Source organism: Cytobacillus depressus (genome assembly GCF_008923245.1).
Taxonomy (GTDB): domain Bacteria; phylum Bacillota; class Bacilli; order Bacillales; family Cytobacillaceae; genus Cytobacillus; species Cytobacillus depressus.
Genome location: NZ_WBOS01000001.1, coordinates 872,919 through 896,041 on the forward strand (window position 1 = coordinate 872,919; position 23,123 = coordinate 896,041).

The following is a 23,123-nucleotide window of genomic DNA, read 5'->3' on the forward strand; positions in this document are numbered from 1 at the left end:
AACCCCTCATTCTTTGCGCATATCTTGATGCAATTTTAATAAATTATTTTTAAAAAACTCTACTTCTTCATTCGAGAAATTACCGAGCACATCTTTTAAATATAATTGCCTTTTTTTAATACACTCGTCAATAATTCTCTCGCCTTCTTCTAAAAGATGGATTCGGACCACTCTTCGGTCATTCGGATCTTTTACCCGTTTTACAAGACTGTTTTTTTCCATGCGGTCGACAAGATCGGTCGTCGTGCTAAATGCAAGATACATTTTAGTTGATAATTCGCCTATTGTCATATCTCCTTCTTCAAAAAGCCATTGCAAGGCAATAAATTGTGGAGGAGTAATTTTGTAATTACTTAAAATTTCGCGCCCCTTTTGCTTTATAATGCCTGATATGTAGCGCAGCTCTTTTTCAATAATGGCTACAACATCTTTTTCATCGATTGTTTTAACATCCTCAATATTCATTGAATACAACTCCCACATTCCTTTTCTAATCCTCTAATTCTAATGCATTTATTTTCGCCTTTTTTCAGCTAAATTTCAAGCTGAATTAGAGGAATTGCACATAGAAGTTATTTAATTCATATCGTGGCAGAATAATTTAAACCGGCATCCAATAAAGGATGGCCGGTCTTAATTAAAGTTCTAGCTCTCCCATTCGAAGGAGCTCTACAACAGCTTGTGATCGCCCCTTAACACCAAGCTTTTGCATGGCATTTGAAATATGGTTCCGAACCGTTTTTTCGCTTATAAATAATTCACCAGCGATTTCTCTTGTAGTTTTATCCTGTACTAACAGCTCGAAAACTTCTCTTTCTCGTTTGGTGAGTAACGGCTTGTGATTAAATTCGTTCTCCTTCAAGTATTGTAACCCTCCTTGCCTTTCGCCAGCTATGAACCGCGGGATGGGTATATATTTAGTCACGATATCATATGTTAATTGAAGGCCTTGAGTGACAGCATTTCCTTTAAGGAGAACGTTTTATTTTAAAAAAGCAGAATTATTTCATTAGCTTATTTTCACGTTGTAGCAAAACTTTCATTTCCTCTGTCCATGGGACGCTTTCTCCAGTTTTTCTTGAGATTTGCACCATCGTTCCTCTGCCTGTAAAGCAGACAGACCCAGCATCGCTTTTTCCCATATAATGAAGGTCAACTGAGGAATTTCCGATTGAATAGGCTTTAACAAATATTTTAATATTTTCATCAAAGAACACTTGCTTTAAAAAATCACATTGCAAGTCTGCGACAACAGGGATTGTTACATTTTGCGGCTTCAACCATTCCTGCATGAACCCAATGCTTTTAAAAAACTCTATTCTCGCTACTTCAAAATAAATAAAGGGGACTGTATTATTTAAATGCCCATACATATCGGTTTCAGAAAATCGGACTTTGACGGGATGAAAAAATTCAAATTCTGCTTCCCAGACTGAAAAATCATTAATATAACTTATTCTACTCATGACATTTCCTCCATTCATCAATAAAATGAATAATCATTCAGTTTGACTACTATTATATTACTATTAAAATTGGTTGAAAACTCCCAGGGTTCTGAAATGTCATTTTTGATAAAAAGAAAACCCTTCTTCCAAAAAAGAAGAAGGGTATGACTGATTAAACTTGGTCGCTTCCGAAGAAGTTTTTGAACGATTGCAATGTCGCTGCACGGTTAACTGCTGCGATTGAAGTTGTAATTGGAATTCCTTTTGGACATGATTGCACACAGTTTTGGGAGTTTCCACAGCCTGTCATTCCGCCATCATCCATAAACGCATTTAGACGTTCTGCTTTATTCATTTCCCCAGTTGGATGGGCATTAAATAAGCGTACTTGGTTAAAGACAGCTGGTCCCATAAAGTTAGTTTTGCTGTTTACGTTCGGACATGCTTCTAAACATACACCACATGTCATACATTTAGATAATTCATATGCCCATTGGCGTTTTGGCTCAGGCATACGAGGTCCTGGTCCAAGATCATACGTACCATCAATTGGAATCCAAGCTTTAACCTTTTTCAATGAATCGAACATTCGGCTACGATCGACTTGTAAATCTCTTACAACCGGGAATGTCCGCATTGGCTCCAAACGAATAGGCTGCTCTAATTGATCAACAAGCGCAGTACATGATTGGCGCGGCTTACCATTGATTACCATTGAACAAGCACCACATACTTCTTCTAAACAGTTCATATCCCAAGTGATTGGTGTTGAGCTTTCTCCCTTTGCATTAACAGGATTACGACGAATTTCCATCAAAGCGGAAATAACGTTCATATTTGGGCGATAAGCAAGTTCGAACTCCTCCTGATAAGGGGCTGAATCAGGAGTATCTTGACGGCTTATGATAAATCGGACTGTTTTATTTTCTGACATTTTTTATTTCCCCCCTACTTCTTTTTCGTATAATCGCGTTTACGTGGTGCGATTAGGCCTGTATCGACTTCTTCATAATGGAATGCTGGCGCAGAATTTGCATCAACAAATTTCGCCATGGTTGTTTTTAAGAATTCCTCATCATTACGATCTGGGAAATCTGGCTTGTAGTGTGCACCACGGCTTTCATTACGCTTATATGCACCGATTGTAATAACACGTGCTAATTGAAGCATATTTTGTAATTGACGAGTAAAGATTGCACCTTGATTACTCCATTTAGCTGTATCGTTTATGTTGATATTTTTGTAGCGCTCTAACAACTCAACAATTTTTGCGTCTGTTTGTAATAGCTTGTCATTATAACGAACAACCGTTACATTGTCTGTCATCCATTCGCCGAGCTCTTTGTGAAGTATATAAGCATTTTCCGTTCCATCTAATGACATGATCTGATTCCATTTTTCTTCTTCCTGTTTAACATAACGGTCAAATAATGAAGAAGACATATCTTCCGCACTCTTTTCAAGTCCGTTTATATACTCAATTGCTTTTGGTCCCGCAACCATTCCGCCATAAATAGCAGATAACAATGAGTTCGCACCTAGACGGTTTGCGCCATGCTGAGAATAATCACATTCTCCAGCTGCAAATAATCCAGGAATATTCGTCATTTGATCATAGTCAACCCAAAGACCGCCCATTGAATAGTGAACAGCAGGGAAGATTTTCATTGGAACCTTACGAGGATCATCCCCCATGAACTTTTCATAGATTTCAATAATTCCGCCAAGCTTAATATCAAGTTCATGTGCATCTTTATGAGAGAGGTCAAGATACACCATGTTTTCCCCGTTAATTCCTAATTTTTGATTGACACATACATCAAAAATTTCACGTGTAGCTATATCACGTGGGACAAGGTTCCCGTATGCTGGATATTTCTCCTCTAAGAAATACCACGGCTTACCATCTTTATACGTCCATACACGTCCACCTTCACCACGTGCAGATTCACTCATCAGACGGAGTTTATCGTCTCCGGGGATTGCTGTTGGGTGAATTTGGATAAACTCACCATTTGCATAATAAGCTCCTTGTTGATAAACAATAGAAGCTGCTGAACCTGTATTGATAACAGAATTTGTCGATTTTCCAAAGATAATTCCGGGACCGCCTGTTGCCATAATTACAGCATCGCCGGTAAATGATTTTATTTCCATAGAAGTTAAGTTTTGTGCAACAACACCACGGCATATTCCTTCATCGTCAACGACTGCCCCTAAAAACTCCCAGCCCTCATATTTAGTAACTAAGCCTGCAACTTCATGACGGCGAACCTGCTCGTCCAATGCATAAAGAAGTTGCTGTCCGGTGGTAGCTCCCGCAAATGCTGTTCGATGGTGCTGTGTTCCTCCGAAGCGGCGGAAGTCCAGCAATCCCTCAGGTGTACGATTAAACATTACACCCATCCGATCCAATAAATGAATAATTCCAGGTGCAGCTTCCGTCATTGCCTTTACAGGAGGCTGGTTGGCAAGGAAGTCACCACCATATACCGAGTCATCAAAATGCTCCCACGGAGAATCTCCTTCACCCTTCGTATTTACAGCTCCGTTAATACCGCCTTGGGCACAAACAGAGTGAGAACGTTTAACCGGAACTAATGAAAATAATTCAACCGGAGTCCCTGATTCTGCAACTTTAATGGTTGCCATTAAGCCAGCTAGACCACCGCCGACTACGATTACCTTACCTTTAGCCATAGTGACTCACTCCCTAATTACTTTGTAAAGCGAATTAAAAACGATCAATTTTATATATTAAATAAATGCTGTTATCGCACGAATACCTATAATTGAAAGAATAATAAAAATAACAATTGTCACATATGTTGTGATTAACTGTGAACGAGGTGAAATCGTAATTCCCCAGCTGACACAGAATGACCATAAACCATTAGAAAAATGGAAAATTGTTGAAATTACCCCAATAATGTAGAACCATAACATAAATGGATTTGACAGAATGTTCTCCATCATTTGAAAGTTGACGTCTGCGCCAAGTGCAGCTTGTACGCGTGTTTCCCATACATGCCATGCAATGAAGATTAGCGTGACCACACCAGATACACGTTGAAGATAGAACATCCAATTACGGAAATATCCATATTTGCTTACATTGTTTTTTGCTGTAAAAGCAATATAAAGCCCATAGATGGCATGAAATATTAAAGGTAAGAAAATAATGAAAATTTCCAAGAACATTCTAAACGGCAGCTTTTCCATAAAACCTGCTGCTTTGTTAAAAGATTCCTCTCCCCCTGTTGCAAAATGATTGATTACTAGGTGCTGTACTAAAAACAAACCTACAGGAATAACACCAAGTAATGAATGCAATCTGCGATTTAAAAACTCTCGATTTCCCGCCATGATTTACCCCCCTATTTTTTTGCACAAGGTGTCAAGGTGTCCGTTTCAATCTTTGATTTCTTATTAAGAAGAAAATCCACCAAAACACCAAAAAGAAAATGGCGTATCATTTTCTTACAATTATGTGACATGTCCATTTTACTCCCAACTACATAGAGCGTCAAGAAAACGATTGCACTTATCTTACTTATAATAAAATTTTAAAAATATATTGATATTATAAATTCCGTTACAATAATCTTATTTAATCTTTTTTGCCACCCAACAATTTATATGTTGATATAATATAGAGTTTTCTACAGAAAAGAACTATCCTTTTTTCATCTTTGTATCCTAATTCTCCCCCCATTGTATATAATAGAAGAATAATAGAAAGAGGGGATCTGAGCTTGAACGAAACAGCAACGGAAATAAAACCGATAGAACAAAAAGCCGAATCCATTTCTGTTTTCGGGTATGAACTAATTCGAGAAGAACTTCTACATGACTTATTAGGCGATGATACAGCTGAAATATTGTATTGGGCCGGGAAAAGGCTTGCTCGTAAATATCCTTTAGAATCCTTATCCGAAATAATAGATTTTTTCCAAGAGGCTTCGTGGGGAAACCTTACTATAATTAAAGAAACGAAAAATGAATTAGAGCTTGAGTTATCTAGCCCGATCATAAAGGAACGCTGCAAAAAAAATAATCATTGCACGTTCCAGCTTGAAGCAGGGTTTATTGCTCAGCAAATTGAACTGCAATTATCTGTCATTTGCGAAACGTTTGAACACCCTAATAAAAAAAGAGGAAATGTTCAATATACAGTCAAGTGGGATAAAAAGGATAAACTTGATTATTAACGATAAAAAAGGCCTTCATTTACCAAATGAAAGCCTTTTTTTCATATTTATGATTCAATTGGTGCGCCTGATAAATTAAATGCGCTATGAAGTGCCTCAATAGCTTTCAACATTTTATCTTGCTCAATGACTGTTGATACTTTAATTTCAGACGTACTCACCATCTTAACTAATATGCCGTTTGCCGCCAATACGTCAAACATCTCTGCTGCCACACCAGGATTCGAAACCATACCTGAACCAACAATGGAAACTTTGGCTAAACCCGTTTCAGATTCAATACGACTATATTTCAACTGTTCTCTTACATTTTCAAGGACTTTGATTGTCCCTTCAAGATCATCATTTTTAATAGAGAAGGAAAGGTTTGTTGATTGTTCTGCAAGTGTATTTTGAATAATAATGTCAACATTTATATGATTATTCGCCAATTCAGAGAATATAACAGACAGACCAGTTAAGGAATTCGGCAAGCCAACTACTGTTACTCTTGTGATCTCATCTTCAAATGCAATTCCGCGTACAATTAAGTTTTGTTCCATATTTACTTCCTCCTTAATGATCGTTCCCGACTCCCTTTCGCTGCTCGAACGAACCTCTAATGGAATATTATAATTTTTTGCAAATTCTACTGCCCGTGGGTGTAAAACACCAGCACCTAAATGGGCAAGCTCCAGCATTTCATCATATGACACTGATGATAGCTTTCTTGCTCCCTTTACGAAGCGCGGATCTGTTGTGTATACACCATTTACGTCTGTATAAATATCGCATTTATCTGCCTTTAAAGCTACCGCCAATGCAACAGCTGTTGTATCAGAGCCTCCACGCCCTAACGTGGATATGGCACCATCTTCTGTAATACCTTGAAAACCAGCAACAATTACAATCATGCCCTCGCTGAGTTCCTTTTTTAATCTCGTTGTATCAATATCTACAATTCTGGCATTTCCATGTACAGGCTCTGTTTTAATTCCCGCTTGCCAGCCGGTTAAGGACACGGCTGGATAACCTTTTTCTGATAAAGCCATGGCTAATAGAGAAATTGTAATTTGTTCTCCCGTTGTTAAAAGCATGTCCATTTCTCTTTTATTAGGAGCTGTTGAAATTTCCTTCGCCAGCCCGACAAGCTGATCTGTTGATTTTCCCATTGCTGACACAACGACTATACAATCATTGCCTTTGTTCTTTTCTTCAATGACTCGATTTGCCACGTTTTGAATTTTTTCTACATTGGAAACAGATGTTCCACCAAACTTTTGAATGACCAGTCCCATTTTTTCCCCTCTTTCCAAAAATGCAAAGCGATATATGATTATTTCATTCCCCATTGCTTTTTAAAATATGCCAAAAACGCTTCCTTGATTGGATTTTTTGCATAAAAAAAAGCAATGAGATTCCTATCCCATTGCTGTGTTGAAAACGTATAAAAATACGAATTACACAGTGAGATAGCTCTCCAAGACATTTTTAGTCTTGACAATCTTACATTTGTTCAATGCAAGACCAGAAAAGAAAGTGATGAGACTTTCTTCACTTCGGCGAACATTCCCTTTCAAAGCTTTTCATTGAAGCTCATTCTTCTCCAAGCTTTTACTATTGAAGTTCGCACCTCTACCTTCACTTTAAGAGGCGGTTATAAGAAAAGCGCAAGCGCCTTGCTCACCCCCGACAAGCATAAGGCGGTCAGCACGGAAAGGTGTTCTTTACCTTTCTGGGCGGAACGACTTATGACCTCGAGGGGGTAGGCGCTGGAGCTAGACATTTCTAAAACTGCTTTAATGTGATCTTTAATTGTCAGTTATTATAGCATGTTCAATTTTTTCTAACAATACTATTCCGTTAATTTTCTTTTTAATTCTTCAGCTATATTAGCCGGAATCCCAATTTTTTTATATTCTTCAATCGTTGCCTCTTTCATTTTTTTAATGGAGCCGAATGATTTTAGTAGTTGCTTCTTGCGCTTCTCACCAATTCCCGGAATGTCATCCAGCACAGATTGAAATGCATTTTTCCCTCTAAGCTGACGATGGAATGTAATCGCGAAGCGGTGAACTTCGTCTTGGATTCTTTGCAATAAATAAAACTCCTGACTGCTTCTGCCAAGAGGAATGACTTCCAATGGATCTCCATACAGTAGCTGGGAAGTTCGATGCTTCTCATCCTTCACAAGTCCTGAAATCGGAATATCAAGTCCAAGTTCGTTTTCCAGAACATCCCTTACTGTTTCGACATGTCCTTTTCCCCCGTCAATGATGATTAAATCCGGTAAGGGTAAGTTTTCCTTCAATACTCTTGTATAACGCCTCCGTACAACCTCACGCATCGACTCATAATCATCTGGTCCTTGCACTGATTTAATTTTGTATTTACGATATTCTCTTTTTTCTGGCTTGCCGTCAATAAAAACAACCAAGGCAGATACCGGATCCGTTCCTTGGATGTTGGAATTATCGAAAGCCTCAATCCGATGAGGGGTATAAATTCCAAGCTGATTCCCTAAGTTTTCAACCGCTTTAATCGTCCTCTCCTCATCCTTCTCAATGAGAGAAAACTTTTCATGAAGGGCAATTTTGGCATTTTTACATGCTAACTGAACTAAGTCTTTTTTCTGTCCACGCTGTGGCTTAATTGCTTTCACATTCAGCAGCTCTTCAGCCATGTCCTCCTGAATAGAATCTGGAAGTAATATTTCCTTTGGCTTAAAATGATTAGCTTTTAAATAGAATTGCCCAAGAAATGTAAGCATTTCTTCTTCCGGCTCGTTATAAATGGGGAACATCGAAACATCCCGCTCAATTAATTTCCCTTGTCTGATAAAGAAAACTTGCACACACATCCAGCCTTTATCGACAGCAAAGCCGAAAACATCCCGATCCGTAAAGTCCATTGTCGTCATTTTCTGTTTTTCCATCGTTGCTTCAATATGAGTAATTCTGTCACGGAACTCTTTCGCTTTTTCAAAATCTAGCTCCTCAGCGGCAGCAGTCATTTTTTCTGTTAATTCCTTTTTTATTTCTTTATAGCCGCCATTTAAAAATCGGACGATCTCATCAATCATTTTTTTATATTCGGTATCGCTTACTTCTTTTATACAAGGGGCCAGACATTGACCTAAATGATAATAAAGACATACCCGATCCGGCAGTGTCGTACATTTTCTTAATGGATAAATTCGGTCAAGCAGTTTTTTTGTCTCATTTGCAGCATGGACGTTCGGATAAGGACCGAAATATTTCCCTTTATCCTTTTTAACCTTTCGAGTGGTAATCAGGCGAGGATGTCTCTCTGCAGTCAATTTAATAAATGGATAGCTTTTATCATCCTTAAGCATGACATTATATTTCGGATCATGCTTTTTGATTAAGTTCATTTCTAGGACTAAAGCTTCCATATTTGAGGATGTCACTATATATTCAAAGTCTTCAATTTCATTCACTAATCTTTGCGTCTTCCCATCATGGGAGCCGGTAAAATAAGACCTGACGCGATTTTTTATAACTTTCGCTTTGCCAACATAAATAATGGTCCCTTGACGGTCCTTCATTAAATAACAGCCAGGCTGATCAGGCAATAACATTAATTTATTTTTAATGATTTCATTCATGGTCTCACTTCCCATAGAAATGCGTAAGGGGCCAGACTTTGAGTCAGACCCCTTATGGATATAATTTAATTATGCATGTTTATTTAGAAGTTCTGCAAGTGCTTCTTTCGGTTGGAAGCCTACTACTTTATCTACAACTTCACCATCTTTAAAAACGAATAAAGTTGGGATACTCATTACACCGTATTTTCCTGCAGTTTCTTGATTCTCGTCAACATCAACTTTGACAATTTTTACTTTATCGCCGATTTCAGTGTCAAGGTCTTCAAGAACTGGAGCGATCATTTTGCAAGGTCCGCACCATGGTGCCCAAAAATCTACAAGTACAACTCCTGATTCAACATCAGAAGTAAAAGATTGATCTGTAGCGTTAGTAATAGCCATATTAAAAGCCTCCTATTTCACATTATTAAATAATATAACGACAGTATAGCATTGTTTATTCTCTCGCGCTAACTATTTGCTTCGCTCGTAATTTCCCCTTAATTTACAATCCGTATTCATGAAGATATCAGCGTAAAAGAAGGTAAGAATTGCAAAATGAGCGGCTAGCGGCCGCTCATAATTAGGTCATTTTATGCATTAATAAGAAGCTTCTTAAACTCTTCTGTCAGCATTGGAACTACTTCAAATAAGTCCCCGACAATTCCATAATCTGCAACTTTAAAAATATTTGCCTCTGGATCTTTATTAATAGCTACTATCACTTTGGAGTTTGACATACCTGCCAAATGCTGAATGGCACCCGAAATACCGCATGCAATATACAAATCAGGCGTGACAACCTTTCCTGTTTGGCCAATTTGCAATGAGTAATCGCAATAATCAGCATCACAGGCCCCACGGGAAGCACCAACAGCACCGTTAAGAACTTTCGCAAGCTCTTTCAATGGGCCAAACCCTTCTTCACTCTTCACTCCACGGCCACCAGCAATAACAACTTTCGCTTCTGACAGATCAACACCTTCGCTTGCCTTACGGACAACCTCTTTAATGATCGTGCGGAGATCTTTAATTTCAACAGAAAGGGATGATACGTCACCAGTTTTAGCCTCATCCTTTTGAAGTGGACTAATATTATTCGGACGGATCGTCGCAAAGATTAACCCGTCAGTCACAATTTTCTTTTCGAACGCCTTCCCCGAATAAATCGGACGTGTAAATACTAAATTGCCTCCAGCTGCTTCTAATGCTGTAACATCAGAAATTAATCCTGATTCTAGTTTAGCTGCAAGTTTTGGAGCAACGTCTTTTCCTAAAGAAGTATGTCCAATGATTAGTCCCTCTGGCTTTTCTTCATTAATTACAGCCATGACTGCTTGTGAATAGCCATCTGGCGTATATTGCTTAAGTTTTTCATCTTCAACAGTGATGACACGGTCTGCACCATAATGGATGAATTCGCTACCTAAAGCGCTTACAGAATCACCAATTAAAACACCGACAACTTCTCCGCCTTCCGCAGCTGTTTTCGCTGCAGCTACTGCTTCAAAGGACACATTACGCAATGATCCATCACGGACTTCACCTAATACTAATACTTTTCTAGCCATTATGCTTTCCTCCATCGTTCATATTCTTGAATCTTAAGATCAGACTACTTTTGCTTCAGTATGAAGAAGTTGTACAAGTTCCTTTACTTGATCAGCTAGCTCGCCTTCAAGGATTTTACCTGCTTCTTTTTTAGGTGGAAGGTAAATTTCAATTGTTTTTGTTTTGGCCTCCACATCGTCCTCTTCAAGATCAAGATCGTCAAGCTCAAGCTCGTCAAGCGGTTTTTTCTTTGCTTTCATAATTCCTGGCAATGACGGATAACGTGGTTCGTTTAAGCCCTGCTGTGCTGTGACTAATAGAGGAAGGCTCGTTTCAATTACTTCAGAATCCCCTTCGACATCACGAACAACGGTTACATTTCTGCCTGCAAATTCAAGCTTTGTAATAGTTGTCACGTATGGAATATTAAGGAGCTCTGCTACACGAGGTCCAACTTGTCCAGAACCGCCATCAATCGCAACGTTTCCAGCAAGGATTAGGTCTGCATTTTTATCTTTTAAGTACTCGGATAGGATTTTTGCAGTTGTAAACTGATCACCATATTCAAGATCATCTTCTGTATTAATTAAAACAGCTTTATCCGCACCCATCGCTAAGGCAGTTCGCAGCTGCTTCTCCGCTTCATCATTACCAACAGATACGACAACAACCTCGCCACCATGTTCATCACGAACTTGAATCGCTTCTTCGATGGCATATTCATCGTATGGGTTAATAATAAATTCTGCTCCATCTTCGTTTATTTGACCGCTTGATATCGTAATCTTTTCTTCCGTATCAAAGGTTCTTTTCATTAAAACATAGATGTTCATAAAATCCCTCCTAATTTTAAAAGCGTACGTGTTAATTAGAAACATTTCATTACTTCGAAAAATTAAGATAATTTTTGACGTACGGGGCTAGTACTCGTACAAGTTTATTATAATAGATTAGTAGAAAAATTGTTATCTAAAAAAATAATACCTTTTTTACTTCCCTCTGAACTTTGGCTCTCTCTTTTCTATAAATGCAGAAATTCCTTCTTTTCCATCTTCTGAGACAAAAACATTTCCGAAAAGCTCTGCTTCCTTTTTAACACCTTCATAGTACTTCTCAGACTTCGAATAATTCAATAAATCAATCGTTGCCTTAAGAGAAATTGGGCTTTTCTTTGCAATTTTTTTCGCCATCTTATAAGCGTTTTCTAATAGTTCGCTTTCCGGATAAGCATGATTAGCAAGTCCGAGTTGAACGGCTTCTAATCCAGTAACCGGATCACTTGTAAATAACATTTCAGCCGCCTTTGCTGTACCTACCAATCGCGGCAAACGCTGTGTTCCCGCAAATCCAGGGATTAATCCAAGCTGTAGCTCTGGTAATCCAAGCTTCGCATTTTCAGCAACTAATCTAAAATGGCACCCCATAGCGAGTTCCAGCCCACCACCAAGTGCGGCGCCATGAATAGCTGCAATAATCGGTTTTGAGAATGTTTCCATACGTTCAAATAAAACTTGTCCATATATAGAAAGCTTAGAGAAATCTTCTCCAGTTTCTATCGTTGTGAATTCTTTAATATCGGCACCCGCGGAAAAGAAACGGCCTTCTCCATGCAGGAGAACAACTCTTATTTCGTCATTTGCCTCAATTTCATCTAAAACAGCAGAGAGCTCTTTTAATAAACTTGAAGAAAGAGCATTTGCTGGCGGACGTTCAATCGTAATTGTAGCAACCATGTCTTGATTCGACCATTTTAATAATTCCATATTCCATCCCCTTTTCTGCTATACGAGGTTGTTCAAAAAGTCCGGGAAAAATAGCTGTCGAATTTCTGCGTCAGCTTGCTTCTCCGCTCCTCACGTATTAAAAGCATACGTTCCGGTGCTCGAAGACTTCGCTTCCTTGAACTTCTCGGCTCTTTTTGTCCTCCTTTTTGAACACACACTATACGAGTAATGGCTACTTCCTTGTAGCACAGCCATGAAGAAGCATTTTGTGGATAGGACCTGCTAAGGAAGGGAGATCATACTTCTGATCATTCATTACCCATGTGGTAACTGTCTCATCCATCGTTCCAAAAATCATTTGCCGGGCTAACCGAGTATCTAGATCAGGAGAAAACTCCCCCGCTTCTCTTCCCTCGATTAAAATTTTTTCGACTAAAGAAAGGACCCCTTTTAGCCCTTCATTGATTTTATGCCTAAGCTCTTTATTTGATTGTCTTAGCTCAAGCTGTGTTACGATCGCAAGATGTCTATCCTCTGAAAGCATATTAAAATGCGTTTCAACCAATACTAATAACTTCTCCGCAGCTGTTTCTTTTCCTGCTATTTTTTCTTCGAATTTTTCAACAAAGTATCCCATTTTATCTTGAAAGAGGGAGATTAGAATATCTTCTTTATTTTTAAAATATAAATAAATAGTACCATCAGCGACGCCCGCCTGTTTGGCAATTTTGGATACTTGTGCTTGATGATAGCCATTTTCCGCAATTGCTATGACGGCCGCATCGATAATTTGCCGGTATTTTGGCTTATTTTTCTTCACTTTTTGTTCCCCTTTCAAGAAAGGAAAATTTTTATAAAAATCACATTCTAATAGTGAATGAACCATCATTCATATTTTAATGATAGAGCTACCACTCCGTTCTGTCAAGAAACGGCCTGACACTTTTCTTTAAATCGATTGATTTATCACTTGGACAAACCCAAAATTTCAAAAAATATAGAGCCGAAAAATAGCTCGGTCTCTAAACTAAGCCTCCTTTTCCTGATGATCATTTAACTTTTGCTTTTCTTCGTCGATCAATGTCCTTCTTAAAATTTTTCCGACCGCTGTTTTCGGAAGGTCTTCTCTAAATTCATAAAGTCTTGGGACTTTGTAGGCAGCAAGATACTTTCTCGTAAACTCATTTAGTTCCTCTTTGCTCGTATTTGCTCCTTTCTTTAACACAACATACGCTTTCACCGTTTCCCCGCGATAAGGGTCAGGAATACCTGCTGCTACAACTTCCTGAACAGCTGGGTGTTCATAGAGCACTTCTTCAATCTCACGCGGAAAAATATTATACCCACCTGCGATGATCATATCTTTCTTTCGATCTACTACGTAGAAGTAGCCTTGTTCATCCATATAGCCAAGATCGCCTGTTAGAAGCCACCCATCTTTAAGGGATTCCGCCGTATCCTCAGGGCGATTCCAATACCCCTTCATCACTTGCGGGCCTTTTACGGCAATTTCACCAACTTCGCCTGGTGGAAGCTGCTCTCCTGTTTCTAACGAAAAAATCGCAGCGTCTGTATCTGGCCATGGTACACCAATACTCCCTTTTACACGTGGCCGATCCCAAAGAAAGTTAGCGTGAGTGACGGGAGATGACTCTGTTAATCCATACCCTTCTACAAGCTTCCCGCCGGTAACCTCCTCAAACTTCTGCTGAACTTCCACTGGTAAAGCTGCTGAGCCGCTAATACATGAATCAATTGAAGATAAGTCATATTTTTCCAAATCGGGATGGTTTAATAGACCAATGTAAATCGTTGGTGCCCCAGGGAATAATGTTGGTCTTTGTTTTTCGATCGTCTTTAATGTTGTCTTCACTTCAAACTTAGGAAGCAATATCATTTTGTGTGCATCCATGACAGACAATATTAACACTGTTGTCATCCCGTACACATGGAAAAATGGCAATAATCCAAGAACTATTTCTTCTCCAGACTTGCATTTATATAGCCATGCTTTACACATTGACGCATTTGCTACGAGATTCCGATGTGTCAGCATGACTCCTTTCGGAAAGCCTGTCGTACCACCTGTGTATTGTAATAATGCTAAATCTTCTTCAAAATCAAACTCATATGCCTTAAGGTTTATAGCTTGCTGTTTTAAAATTTCACTAAATAAATGGCTGCTGCCTTCATGCTTAACATGGACAACCATACCGTATTGCTTCTTCTGAATATAGGGATAGATTAAATTTTTCGGAAATGGAAGGAATTCCTTGATAGCGGTTACAATTACATGTTGCAAATTTGTCTGCGGTTTTACCTTCATTACCCTTGGATAGAGAATATCCAATGTAATGATTGCTCTAGCTCCTTAATCCTTCATTTGGTATTCTAGTTCTCTCTCCATATATAATGGATTTGTTTGAACTACAATACCACCAGCCATTAAAATCCCGAAGTAGCTAATGACTGCCTGCGGAATATTGGGCAGCATAATGGCGACTCTGTCACCTTTTTCGATGCCGAGTTCCTGCAGATAGGCTGCAAGCTTTATTGCGGACTCATAAATTGTCCGGTAAGTAAACTCCTTCCCCATAAAATGAATGGCTATTTTCTCAGGGTAATCTTCAGCAGCTTTTTTTAAATAATCTTGTACCGGCTGGTTTGCATATGTCAATGATGAGGGGATTTCTTCCGGATAAGTTCGAAGCCATGGCTTGTGAGTCACAACCTATTCCCTCCCTAATTAGGACATATAATTATCGGAACATTAAAACTGTTCATTCTTATTATAATATAGTGAAGTTTCTGTGACAATTAGAATAGGCGAATGGGCAGATAAGAATTTTTTATTGGCCTGTCTAAATATCAGATTTACTTTTTAACAAACTTCTAACAAAAAATAAAATCGCCATTTCTAAGAAATGACGATTTTGGCTATATTAATAAAATATTAGGCAAAAAATAAAAGATAGATGGCACCGATCAAAATAAACAGTCCACAAAGAACAAATAGTACTTTTGCTAATTTATCCACTTATTTCCCTCTCCTTAAGATACAGTGAAACTTCATATAGTGGGGGGCTTTTTCCCCACTATATGTTAGTTGAACTAATCGGGCCTTTACGGACTGTTGGATCTCCACTTGGATCTTGAAGTGGGAGTCTTACAGCCCGTTAATCTGCGATAAACCTGCCCCAATAATGTACGATAATCCAATGGAAATAACCATTGATATAAAACCGACCGCTATATTATTATTTTCAATTTCTTCATCAATCTTAAATTTCGGTGTAAGGAATTCGAAGATAAAATAACCAGTTAACAGTAGAAAGAAGCCAAAAACTCCCCAGCTGATCATTGTCAATAATGTATCATTATGCAAAATGGAATGTCTAAAAATATTGGCAATTCCAAATATCTTTCCCCCAGTTGCCATCGCAACTGCAACATTCCCATTTTTGATTTCTTCCCAGTTTCGATATTTCGTAACCAATTCGAAAATAGCTAAAAATACAATCATACAAAGAATGACAACACTGTAATACCCAGCTGTTTGTACAAATTCATTTTCCCAAAATTGGTTCATTTCTTCTCTCCCTATCTGTTATTTTGTGTTCAAAAAGGAGGACAAAAAGAGCCGAGAAGTTCAAGGAAGCGCAGCCTTCGAGCACCGGAACGCTAGCTGGTCGCTTCGGAGCATTCTCCTCGCACGAAGAAAAAGCGTCCTTCTTTTTCGAGGATATGCTTTTAATACGTGAGGAGCGGAGAAGCAAGCTGACTTCAAAAGGTGGAAGTGCCTTGGTCAGCCACGACAAGCATAAGACGGCTTACGGAGTGGCTTGATCTTTAGCCACGCAGTAAGATGGCTTATGACCTCGAGGGGCTAGGCACTGGAACTAGATTAGCAGAAATTCGACAGCTATTTTTCCCGGACTTTTTGAACATTCTCTGTTATTTAAATTCAACAACTGTTACACCAGTTCCACCTTCCCCAGCCTCACCGAATCTGATTTTCTTTACGGCACGGTGGTTTTTTAAATATTCCTGCACCCCTTGCCTTAAAGCACCCGTTCCTTTCCCATGAATGATTGAGACGCGCGGATAGGCGGCAAGCAGTGCATCATCAATATACTTCTCGACGCGATGCAGAGCGTTTTCGTACCTTTCTCCTCGTAAATCCAGTTCAAGGCTAACATGAAAGTCTTTACCTTTAACAGTAGCAACTGGCTTTGTTTCTATAGGCTTCGGACTATTGATAAACTCTAGATCTTTCACATGCACCTTCATTTTCAAAATTCCAATTTGAACTTGCCATTCTTTATCTGATGATTTATCAAGTAAAATTCCTTTTTGGCCAAAGCTTAAAACCTTTACTTCATCCCCTGGCTTTAATACATGTGCAGCTTTACTTGAAGCAGGCTTCTTCGTCTTTTTAATTTTAGGAGTCGCTTCTTCTAAACGCTTCTTCGCTTCTATTAATTCATGCTCTTTTATTTCTGCCGACTTTTCTATCCGCATTTTTCTTAAATCACGGATTACCTTTTCCGCTTCGGCCTTCGCTTGGTCGATGATTGCTTCTGCTTTTTCCGCTGCTTTTTCATGCATAGCATCTTTTTGCTCATAAAATTCAACCATTTGCTTTTGCAAATCTTTATGAAGCTTTTCAGCACTGCGCAATAAGTCATTCGCTTCTTCACGCTCGGCTTCAGCTTGTCTTCTGCTCTCCTCAAGTTGAGCAATCATATTCTCTACTTGATTACTGTCTGCGCTAATATAGGTGCGGGCAGTGTTAATGACTTCTTCGTTTAGGCCAAGCCTTTTAGAAATTTCAAATGCATTGCTTCGTCCAGGAACACCAATAAGCAGTTTATATGTCGGACTAAGGGTGTCAATATCAAATTCTACACTTGCATTGATGACTCCTTCTCGATTATAGCCATATGCTTTTAATTCAGGATAATGTGTGGTAGCAATAACTCTAGCCCCGCGTTTATAAACGGTGTCTAAAATAGATATAGCAAGAGCAGCTCCTTCTTGTGGATCCGTCCCTGCACCTAACTCATCAAAAAGGACAAGACTGTTGAAGTCTACTTTATTAAGGATGTCAACAATATTCACCATATGAGAAGAGAAAGTACTAAGACTTTGCTCGATCGATTGCTCATCGCCAATATCAGCATAGACGGCATCAAACACAGCAACTTCCGAGCCGTCTAAGGCTGGCACTTGCAGACCCGACTGAGCCATTAATGTACATAAACCAACTGTTTTTATCGTTACAGTCTTCCCTCCGGTATTAGGCCCTGTAATAACAATCGTTGAAAAATCCTTCCCTAACGAAATATCATTAGCGACAACGACATCTTCTGGGATGAGAGGATGGCGGGCTTTAAAGAGAGCAATCCTTCCTTCATTATTCACCTTAGGCTTCGATGCTTTAATCCGTTTGCTATAACGGGCTTTAGCAAACATAAAATCCAATTCGGCAAGTACATCAACTATTGTTTCTAACTCAGTACTAAACTCTGCAACTTTGCTTGACAGCTCTATTAAAATTCTTTCAATTTCCTGCTGCTCTTTCACACGTATACCTTGAAGCTCATTATTAAGCTGAACAATCGCTTGTGGCTCAATAAATAAGGTTTGGCCAGAAGAGCTCTGATCGTGAATAATACCACCATAATGGCTTTTATATTCCTGTTTGACAGGGATAACAAAGCGATCATTGCGGATTGTAATAATTGCATCTGAAAGCATTTTCTGGGCATTTGAAGAACGAATCATGCTTTCGAGTTTTTCCCTGACTCTATTTTCTTTCGTACGCAATTGATTTCGCAAGGATTTGAGCGTTTCACTAGCACTATCTAAAACCTCACCATTGTCATCGATTGCATTATTAATCGTTGTTTCCAAATCAGCTAAAACGATGATTTGGTCTGTATAAGTTTTTAATATCGATAGATCCTCGTTTTCAATATCAAAATCATCGATAAATCTTTTGATTTGTCTGCTTGCGTGCACAGTACTCGCTACTTGGGTCAGCTCCTGAGGACTTAACATTCCTCCAATGATTGACCTTTTCACATGCGGACGGATATTATAAATCCCCCCTAGCGGGACATTGCCTTTAATTCGCAGCACCTTTACCGCTTCATCAGTTTCCTCCTGCCACCGTACTACTTCTTCAAAATCAACGGATGGCATTAATTGTTCTGCTTTTCTTCTCCCTAAAGCAGATGATACATGCTCGAGCAATTGTTCCTTTACTTTATTAAACTCAAGCACTTTAAAAATTCTTTCCTGCATGAGGATGTAACCTCCTATTTGAAAATCCATAGAGCTGCCGAAGCTATTAGCTATTCGGCACTCTACGCTTTATTATTTAAAAACTCAAGCAGCTCATCAATTTCCATTGCATTCAGAACGCTGTTTTTTTTAATCCAGCCTTTTTTCGCTGTGGAAACGCCAATTGCCATATGATTCAACGTCTCTTTTTTATGAGCATCCGTATTGATGACGATTTTTACGCCTGCTTCCTGCGCCTGACGTATATATTGCGGCGCAAGGTCTAGGCGGTTCGGATTCGCATTTAATTCTAAAGCCGTATTCGTTTCTTTTGCTAATTCAATTAACATTTCCATATCGACTTCATAGCCGTCTCTAATGCCGATCTTTCTGCCTGTAGGATGCGCAATAATGTCAACATGGGGATTTTTTAATGCTGTTTTCAGCCGCTCCATGATTTTCGCTTTCGGCTGCGAGAAAGCAGAATGAATCGAAGCAATAACGATATCCATTTCGGCAAGCAATTCATCATCATAATCTAATGACCCATCTGGTAAAATATCCATCTCTACACCTGAGAGAATGGTAATATCATTATAGCGTTCATTTAAACGTCTAATTTCTTCCTTTTGCTGTCTGAGCCTTTCAGAAGTAAGACCGTTTGCTACCTTTAAATATTGTGAGTGATCCGTAATTGCTACATATTTATAGCCCTTTGCCCGGCAGGCCTCAACCATCTCTTCAATTGTATGGGCACCATCACTCCAAGTCGTATGCATATGAAGATCCCCATTTATATCAGAAAGAGTGATTAAATCTATATCAGCTGAATATTCTTCGACTTCTTTCCCATCCTCCCTTATTTCAGGCGGGATATATGGCAGACCGAAATGAGCGTAGAATTCTCTTTCGGTTGTAAAAGTTGTGACCTTTCCAGTTTCATTATTTTCGACACCATATTCACTAATTTTTTCGCCACGTTCTTTAGCAAGCTGGCGCATTCTTACATTATGTTCTTTAGAGCCAGTGAAATGGTGCAGCGTCGTGGCAAATTCTTTAGGTTTTACTAGACGAAAATCGACAGAAACATCATAACTGCCTTCTAAAACGACAGAAACTTTAGTATCACCAGCAGCAATCGTTTCCTTCATTCCCGGGAAGGCTAATAATTTTTCTTTTACAAGAGAAGGATTCTCCGTTGCAATAATAAAATCTAAATCTTTAATCGTTTCCTTCATTCGTCTTAAACTGCCCGCTCTTGAGAAATTCTCTACTTCAGCTATTTCGTTCAAAGTCGACTCAATCTGATCGGCAATCGGTAGCATGAAAGCGAGCGGCAGGCGTTCCGGTCGGCTCCCTGCTTGATTTAATGCATTTAGAAGCTTTTCTTCTGATTTTTCTCCAAATCCCGCAAGAACCCGAACCTGCCCTTTTCGGCAGGCAGCTTCTAAATCAGCCGCATTTTCAATTCCGAGCTCTTTATGCAGCTTAGCAATTTTTTTGCCCCCAAGGCCCGGCAACTGCAGCAAAGGAATTAAGCCATTTGGCACTTCTTCCTTTAGCTCCTGTAACACCGCTGAGCTACCTGTCTTTATATACTCATCAATGACAGCGGAAGTTCCCTTTCCAATTCCGGGTAACTTTGTGAAATCTTCTATTTCGGATAAACTTTGATCATTTGCTTCGAGTGCAGCTGCTGCTTTTCGAAAGGCAGCTATTTTAAACGAATTCTCTCCCTTTAACTCCATATAAATTGCAATCGTTTCCAAGTGTCTGACTACATCTTTTTTGTTCATTCCCATTGTTAGCACCTGCTTCTTAAAAAACTTGTATGTACATATTGTTCCAATTACTTAAATTTTTACCTGTTTAAAAAGAAAACTTCTCTGCTTTAGAGAAGTTATCGCAGGTTTACGGGCTGTAAGATCTCCTACTTCAAGAAGTTAAGTTAGCATAAACTTCTAAGTAGAAAATCCAACAGCCCGTAAAATCCCTATTGGTGAGATACAGTGAAACTTGCCGATGTGTCTTTCATCGGCTTAGTTGAACCAATCGGGTTCGTACTGTCTCTTTATCAGGGCGTTAGCCTTGATATTAGAGAAAGTAGAACGGGACTAACATTCAGTGAAACCCACACTGAATGAAGTTTCACTTTATGAGGCTATGTATTCAATCCACATCTCCTTTATCAAATTAGAAATAACCGGAGTATTTTCAACAATTCCCTTAGCCATAAAGGAATTATTTAACGCATTCTGAATGATGTCTACTGGTACAAGAGCAGCTATGTATAATAGAATAAAGATGATAAGATATATTTCAACAAACCCTAATATTCCGCCTGCCCAAATATTTAATGGCTTCAGGATCGGAAAGTTGGCGACAAAATCAAGCATGCTTCCAATCATATGGAGAACAATTTTGACCGCAAAAAAAATCACGACAAAAGCAATGGCGCGATAGTAGGCATCTTCCAGATTCGTTTGATCGAATAACATTCGAATGGTCGAATTGCTTTGGAGGTTTGGGTAAGGAACCCACAAAGTTAATTTAGGGGCCAGCTTTTCAAAATACATATGGGCAACGATAAATGCAATAACAAAGCCAACTATATGTATTATTTGTAAAATAAAGCCCCTTTTTAGCCCAATGAAAAAACCCATTATTAACAAAATAATTATCGCGAGATCTAGCATGACTTATTCAGTCCTTTTCTCTTTTAATTCATTTTCAAGCCGCTCTAAGCGATCTTTCAGCTTAATATAATCATTTACGGCATTGACAGCCGTCAATACGGCTAGTTTCGCGGTGTCAAGATATGGATTCTTGGAACTGATTTCACGCATTTTATCATCGACCATTGAGGCAACATGGCGTATATGGCTATGATCTTCTGTACCGATAATAATATATTGCTGACCATATATATCTACACTTGTACGTTTTTTTTCATCTGACAATATGTATGCCTCCATTCCAATAGAATCCTAATCCATATCATAACATGAAACATAAAAACCTGGGAAGTAGAAGCATGTCAAAAAAGCACAGAAGATGTAAACGTTTTTAATAAAGTGAAACTTCATTCAGTGGGAGTGCCCTTCCCCCACTGAATGTTAGTTGAACTTATCACGCTCAAACCGCCACGTCCTCCCAAAAGCTCTGCTTTTGGTCGTGCGATGTAGAGCTGCCGTAGTGTTCCTTGTCCTGCGGCTTTCGCCTGACTAGGACATCCTGTCCGTCGTCGGGCCTTTACGGGCTGTTAGATCCCCCACTTAGAAATTTTTTGATCTCGCAACTTCTTGAGGTGGGGGTCTTACAGCCCGTTAATCTGCGATAAAGGAGAAGATCTATGAGTAATATTGTACTTGTAAAGGCTATTGACGAAATTGCGGAAATGAAAATTTATTACCGCGCATATTTATCCGATAAAACCCCACAAGGGGGAGTATTTGCGGCAAAAACTCCAAGCTGTGCGATTACCGCCTATAAATCTGGAAAAGTATTATTTCAAGGGAGCGGCTGCACAGAGGAAGCAGCTAAATGGGGCCACTACCCTTTAGAGCCACTAGGAGCCTCGTCTACCTCTGTAAAAAAAGAAAAAGTAAAACGAGATCATCTTCCTGAAAATATTAGCTCACTTTCTGTCATTGGTTCAGACGAAGTAGGAACAGGAGATTACTTTGGCCCAATTACGGTTGTTGCGGCATATGTAAAAAAGGAACAGATTCCTTTATTGAAGGAACTAGGCGTAAAGGATTCAAAAGACTTAAATGACGAAAAAATTGTCAATATCGCCAAGCAAATTAAAGATATTATCCCTTATAGTTTATTAACTTTGCATAATGAAAAATATAATAAGCTGCAAAAATCCGGTATGTCACAAGGCAAAATGAAAGCTCTTCTGCATAATAAAGCGATTGGACATGTTTTAACTAAAATTGCTCCAGAACAGCCAGATGGGATTTTAATTGACCAATTTGCTAAAGAGGAAATCTATTATCAACATTTAAAAAAGGAATCTGTCGTGCATAGGCAAAATGTCTTTTTTAGCACGAAAGCTGAAGGTATCCATTTAGCGGTTGCGGCGGCATCTATACTAGCAAGATATGCATTTATTCAGCATTTCGAAAAGCTAACAAAAGAAGCAGGCTTCAAGCTGACAAAGGGAGCAGGGGCAAAGGTGGATGAGGCGGCAGCCCGGCTTATTCATGAAAAAGGGCTGGACATTCTTCCAGCATACGTCAAGCTTCATTTTGCGAATACCGATAAAGCAAAAAGAATATTTACTGCTAAGTACAAAAAATAGAGG

Annotated in this window: 20 protein-coding genes, 1 pseudogene and 1 riboswitch; of the genes and pseudogenes, 2 read left to right on the top strand and 19 right to left on the bottom strand. The window is 39.0% G+C overall.

Annotation, left to right across the window (positions count from 1 at the left end; translation table 11 throughout):
- Positions 1–6: 6 nt before the first annotated feature.
- The 6 genes from F7731_RS04205 to F7731_RS04230 all read right to left on the bottom strand — a co-directional run bounded on the left by F7731_RS04205 (position 7) and on the right by F7731_RS04230 (position 4,814).
- Entirely contained in the window at positions 7–465 is a 459-nt protein-coding gene (locus F7731_RS04205) for a MarR family winged helix-turn-helix transcriptional regulator (RefSeq protein WP_151533500.1), read from the bottom strand.
- A gap of 172 nt (positions 466–637) precedes the next feature.
- Positions 638–862: a helix-turn-helix domain-containing protein gene (locus tag F7731_RS04210; protein ID WP_151533501.1), complete on the bottom strand. Its 225-nt coding sequence runs from the start codon at positions 860–862 to the stop codon at positions 638–640.
- Positions 863–1,001: 139 nt separating this feature from the next.
- Entirely contained in the window at positions 1,002–1,466 is a 465-nt protein-coding gene (locus F7731_RS04215; protein WP_151533502.1) for an acyl-CoA thioesterase, read from the bottom strand.
- Between the two features lie 154 nt (positions 1,467–1,620).
- The gene (sdhB, locus tag F7731_RS04220; RefSeq protein ID WP_151533503.1) at positions 1,621–2,382 is read right to left on the bottom strand and encodes a succinate dehydrogenase iron-sulfur subunit; all 762 of its coding nucleotides are present in this window, start codon (positions 2,380–2,382) and stop codon (positions 1,621–1,623) included.
- A gap of 14 nt (positions 2,383–2,396) precedes the next feature.
- The gene (gene sdhA / locus F7731_RS04225) at positions 2,397–4,148 is read right to left on the bottom strand and encodes a succinate dehydrogenase flavoprotein subunit (RefSeq protein WP_151533504.1); all 1,752 of its coding nucleotides are present in this window, start codon (positions 4,146–4,148) and stop codon (positions 2,397–2,399) included.
- 57 nt (positions 4,149–4,205) lie between these two features.
- Positions 4,206–4,814: a succinate dehydrogenase cytochrome b558 subunit gene (locus F7731_RS04230; protein ID WP_151533505.1), complete on the bottom strand. Its 609-nt coding sequence runs from the start codon at positions 4,812–4,814 to the stop codon at positions 4,206–4,208.
- 389 nt (positions 4,815–5,203) lie between these two features.
- Between F7731_RS04230 and F7731_RS04235 the strand changes: the two genes are divergently transcribed.
- A complete protein-coding gene (locus tag F7731_RS04235) occupies positions 5,204–5,659 on the top strand; it encodes a YslB family protein (protein WP_151533506.1) in 456 nt (151 codons plus the stop codon).
- A 47-nt stretch (positions 5,660–5,706) separates the two neighbouring features.
- On the opposite strand, the gene F7731_RS04240 is transcribed toward F7731_RS04235, so the two are convergent.
- From F7731_RS04240 to zapA, 13 genes and pseudogenes are all read right to left on the bottom strand, one after another.
- On the bottom strand, positions 5,707–6,936 hold the full coding sequence (locus F7731_RS04240) for an aspartate kinase (RefSeq protein ID WP_151533507.1): 1,230 nt from the start codon (positions 6,934–6,936) through the stop codon (positions 5,707–5,709).
- Positions 6,937–7,103: 167 nt separating this feature from the next.
- A riboswitch (Lysine riboswitch) is annotated at positions 7,104–7,284 on the bottom strand.
- 209 nt (positions 7,285–7,493) lie between these two features.
- Positions 7,494–9,266: an excinuclease ABC subunit UvrC gene (gene uvrC, locus F7731_RS04245; RefSeq protein WP_151533508.1), complete on the bottom strand. Its 1,773-nt coding sequence runs from the start codon at positions 9,264–9,266 to the stop codon at positions 7,494–7,496.
- Positions 9,267–9,335: 69 nt separating this feature from the next.
- Positions 9,336–9,650, bottom strand: a complete 315-nt coding sequence (gene trxA, locus F7731_RS04250) for a thioredoxin (RefSeq protein WP_151533509.1) — start codon at positions 9,648–9,650, stop codon at positions 9,336–9,338.
- 191 nt (positions 9,651–9,841) lie between these two features.
- On the bottom strand, positions 9,842–10,819 hold the full coding sequence (locus F7731_RS04255) for an electron transfer flavoprotein subunit alpha/FixB family protein (protein ID WP_151533510.1): 978 nt from the start codon (positions 10,817–10,819) through the stop codon (positions 9,842–9,844).
- A gap of 39 nt (positions 10,820–10,858) precedes the next feature.
- Positions 10,859–11,632, bottom strand: coding sequence for an electron transfer flavoprotein subunit beta/FixA family protein (locus tag F7731_RS04260; RefSeq protein WP_151533511.1), 774 nt, complete (start codon positions 11,630–11,632; stop codon positions 10,859–10,861).
- Between the two features lie 156 nt (positions 11,633–11,788).
- Positions 11,789–12,562 (bottom strand): enoyl-CoA hydratase, encoded by a 774-nt coding sequence (locus F7731_RS04265; RefSeq protein WP_151533512.1) that lies wholly within the window; start codon positions 12,560–12,562, stop codon positions 11,789–11,791.
- Positions 12,563–12,755: 193 nt separating this feature from the next.
- Positions 12,756–13,343, bottom strand: a complete 588-nt coding sequence (fadR, locus tag F7731_RS04270) for a fatty acid metabolism transcriptional regulator FadR (RefSeq protein WP_151533513.1) — start codon at positions 13,341–13,343, stop codon at positions 12,756–12,758.
- A 207-nt stretch (positions 13,344–13,550) separates the two neighbouring features.
- Positions 13,551–15,251, bottom strand: a pseudogene (locus F7731_RS04275) (AMP-binding protein).
- Positions 15,252–15,689: 438 nt separating this feature from the next.
- Complete coding sequence (locus F7731_RS04280) at positions 15,690–16,112, bottom strand: DUF350 domain-containing protein (RefSeq protein ID WP_151533514.1); 423 nt, start codon at positions 16,110–16,112, stop codon at positions 15,690–15,692.
- A 365-nt stretch (positions 16,113–16,477) separates the two neighbouring features.
- Positions 16,478–18,832: an endonuclease MutS2 gene (locus F7731_RS04285; RefSeq protein ID WP_151533515.1), complete on the bottom strand. Its 2,355-nt coding sequence runs from the start codon at positions 18,830–18,832 to the stop codon at positions 16,478–16,480.
- 62 nt (positions 18,833–18,894) lie between these two features.
- Complete coding sequence (polX, locus tag F7731_RS04290) at positions 18,895–20,613, bottom strand: DNA polymerase/3'-5' exonuclease PolX (RefSeq protein WP_151533516.1); 1,719 nt, start codon at positions 20,611–20,613, stop codon at positions 18,895–18,897.
- 351 nt (positions 20,614–20,964) lie between these two features.
- On the bottom strand, positions 20,965–21,507 hold the full coding sequence (locus F7731_RS04295; RefSeq protein WP_151533517.1) for a CvpA family protein: 543 nt from the start codon (positions 21,505–21,507) through the stop codon (positions 20,965–20,967).
- Between the two features lie 3 nt (positions 21,508–21,510).
- Positions 21,511–21,771, bottom strand: coding sequence for a cell division protein ZapA (gene zapA, locus F7731_RS04300; RefSeq protein WP_151533518.1), 261 nt, complete (start codon positions 21,769–21,771; stop codon positions 21,511–21,513).
- Between the two features lie 392 nt (positions 21,772–22,163).
- Here zapA and rnhC point away from each other — a divergent pair, with 392 nt between their 5' ends.
- The gene (rnhC, locus tag F7731_RS04305) at positions 22,164–23,120 is read left to right on the top strand and encodes a ribonuclease HIII (protein WP_151533519.1); all 957 of its coding nucleotides are present in this window, start codon (positions 22,164–22,166) and stop codon (positions 23,118–23,120) included.
- Positions 23,121–23,123 lie beyond the last annotated feature (3 nt).

Excerpts from the sequence above, each read along its gene's own strand:
- F7731_RS04205 (WP_151533500.1), bottom strand. The coding sequence starts at position 465 with ATGAATATTGAGGATGTTAAAACAATCGATGAAAAAGATGTTGTAGCC.
- F7731_RS04215 (WP_151533502.1), bottom strand. The coding sequence starts at position 1,466 with ATGAGTAGAATAAGTTATATTAATGATTTTTCAGTCTGGGAAGCAGAA.
- sdhB (WP_151533503.1), bottom strand. The coding sequence starts at position 2,382 with ATGTCAGAAAATAAAACAGTCCGATTTATCATAAGCCGTCAAGATACT.
- sdhA (WP_151533504.1), bottom strand. The coding sequence starts at position 4,148 with ATGGCTAAAGGTAAGGTAATCGTAGTCGGCGGTGGTCTAGCTGGCTTA.
- F7731_RS04230 (WP_151533505.1), bottom strand. The coding sequence starts at position 4,814 with ATGGCGGGAAATCGAGAGTTTTTAAATCGCAGATTGCATTCATTACTT.
- F7731_RS04240 (WP_151533507.1), bottom strand. The coding sequence starts at position 6,936 with ATGGGACTGGTCATTCAAAAGTTTGGTGGAACATCTGTTTCCAATGTA.
- uvrC (WP_151533508.1), bottom strand. The coding sequence starts at position 9,266 with ATGAATGAAATCATTAAAAATAAATTAATGTTATTGCCTGATCAGCCT.
- trxA (WP_151533509.1), bottom strand. The coding sequence starts at position 9,650 with ATGGCTATTACTAACGCTACAGATCAATCTTTTACTTCTGATGTTGAA.
- F7731_RS04255 (WP_151533510.1), bottom strand. The coding sequence starts at position 10,819 with ATGGCTAGAAAAGTATTAGTATTAGGTGAAGTCCGTGATGGATCATTG.
- F7731_RS04260 (WP_151533511.1), bottom strand. The coding sequence starts at position 11,632 with ATGAACATCTATGTTTTAATGAAAAGAACCTTTGATACGGAAGAAAAG.
- F7731_RS04265 (WP_151533512.1), bottom strand. The coding sequence starts at position 12,562 with ATGGAATTATTAAAATGGTCGAATCAAGACATGGTTGCTACAATTACG.
- F7731_RS04280 (WP_151533514.1), bottom strand. The coding sequence starts at position 16,112 with ATGAACCAATTTTGGGAAAATGAATTTGTACAAACAGCTGGGTATTAC.
- F7731_RS04285 (WP_151533515.1), bottom strand. The coding sequence starts at position 18,832 with ATGCAGGAAAGAATTTTTAAAGTGCTTGAGTTTAATAAAGTAAAGGAA.
- polX (WP_151533516.1), bottom strand. The coding sequence starts at position 20,613 with ATGGGAATGAACAAAAAAGATGTAGTCAGACACTTGGAAACGATTGCA.
- F7731_RS04295 (WP_151533517.1), bottom strand. The coding sequence starts at position 21,507 with ATGCTAGATCTCGCGATAATTATTTTGTTAATAATGGGTTTTTTCATT.
- rnhC (WP_151533519.1), top strand. The coding sequence starts at position 22,164 with ATGAGTAATATTGTACTTGTAAAGGCTATTGACGAAATTGCGGAAATG.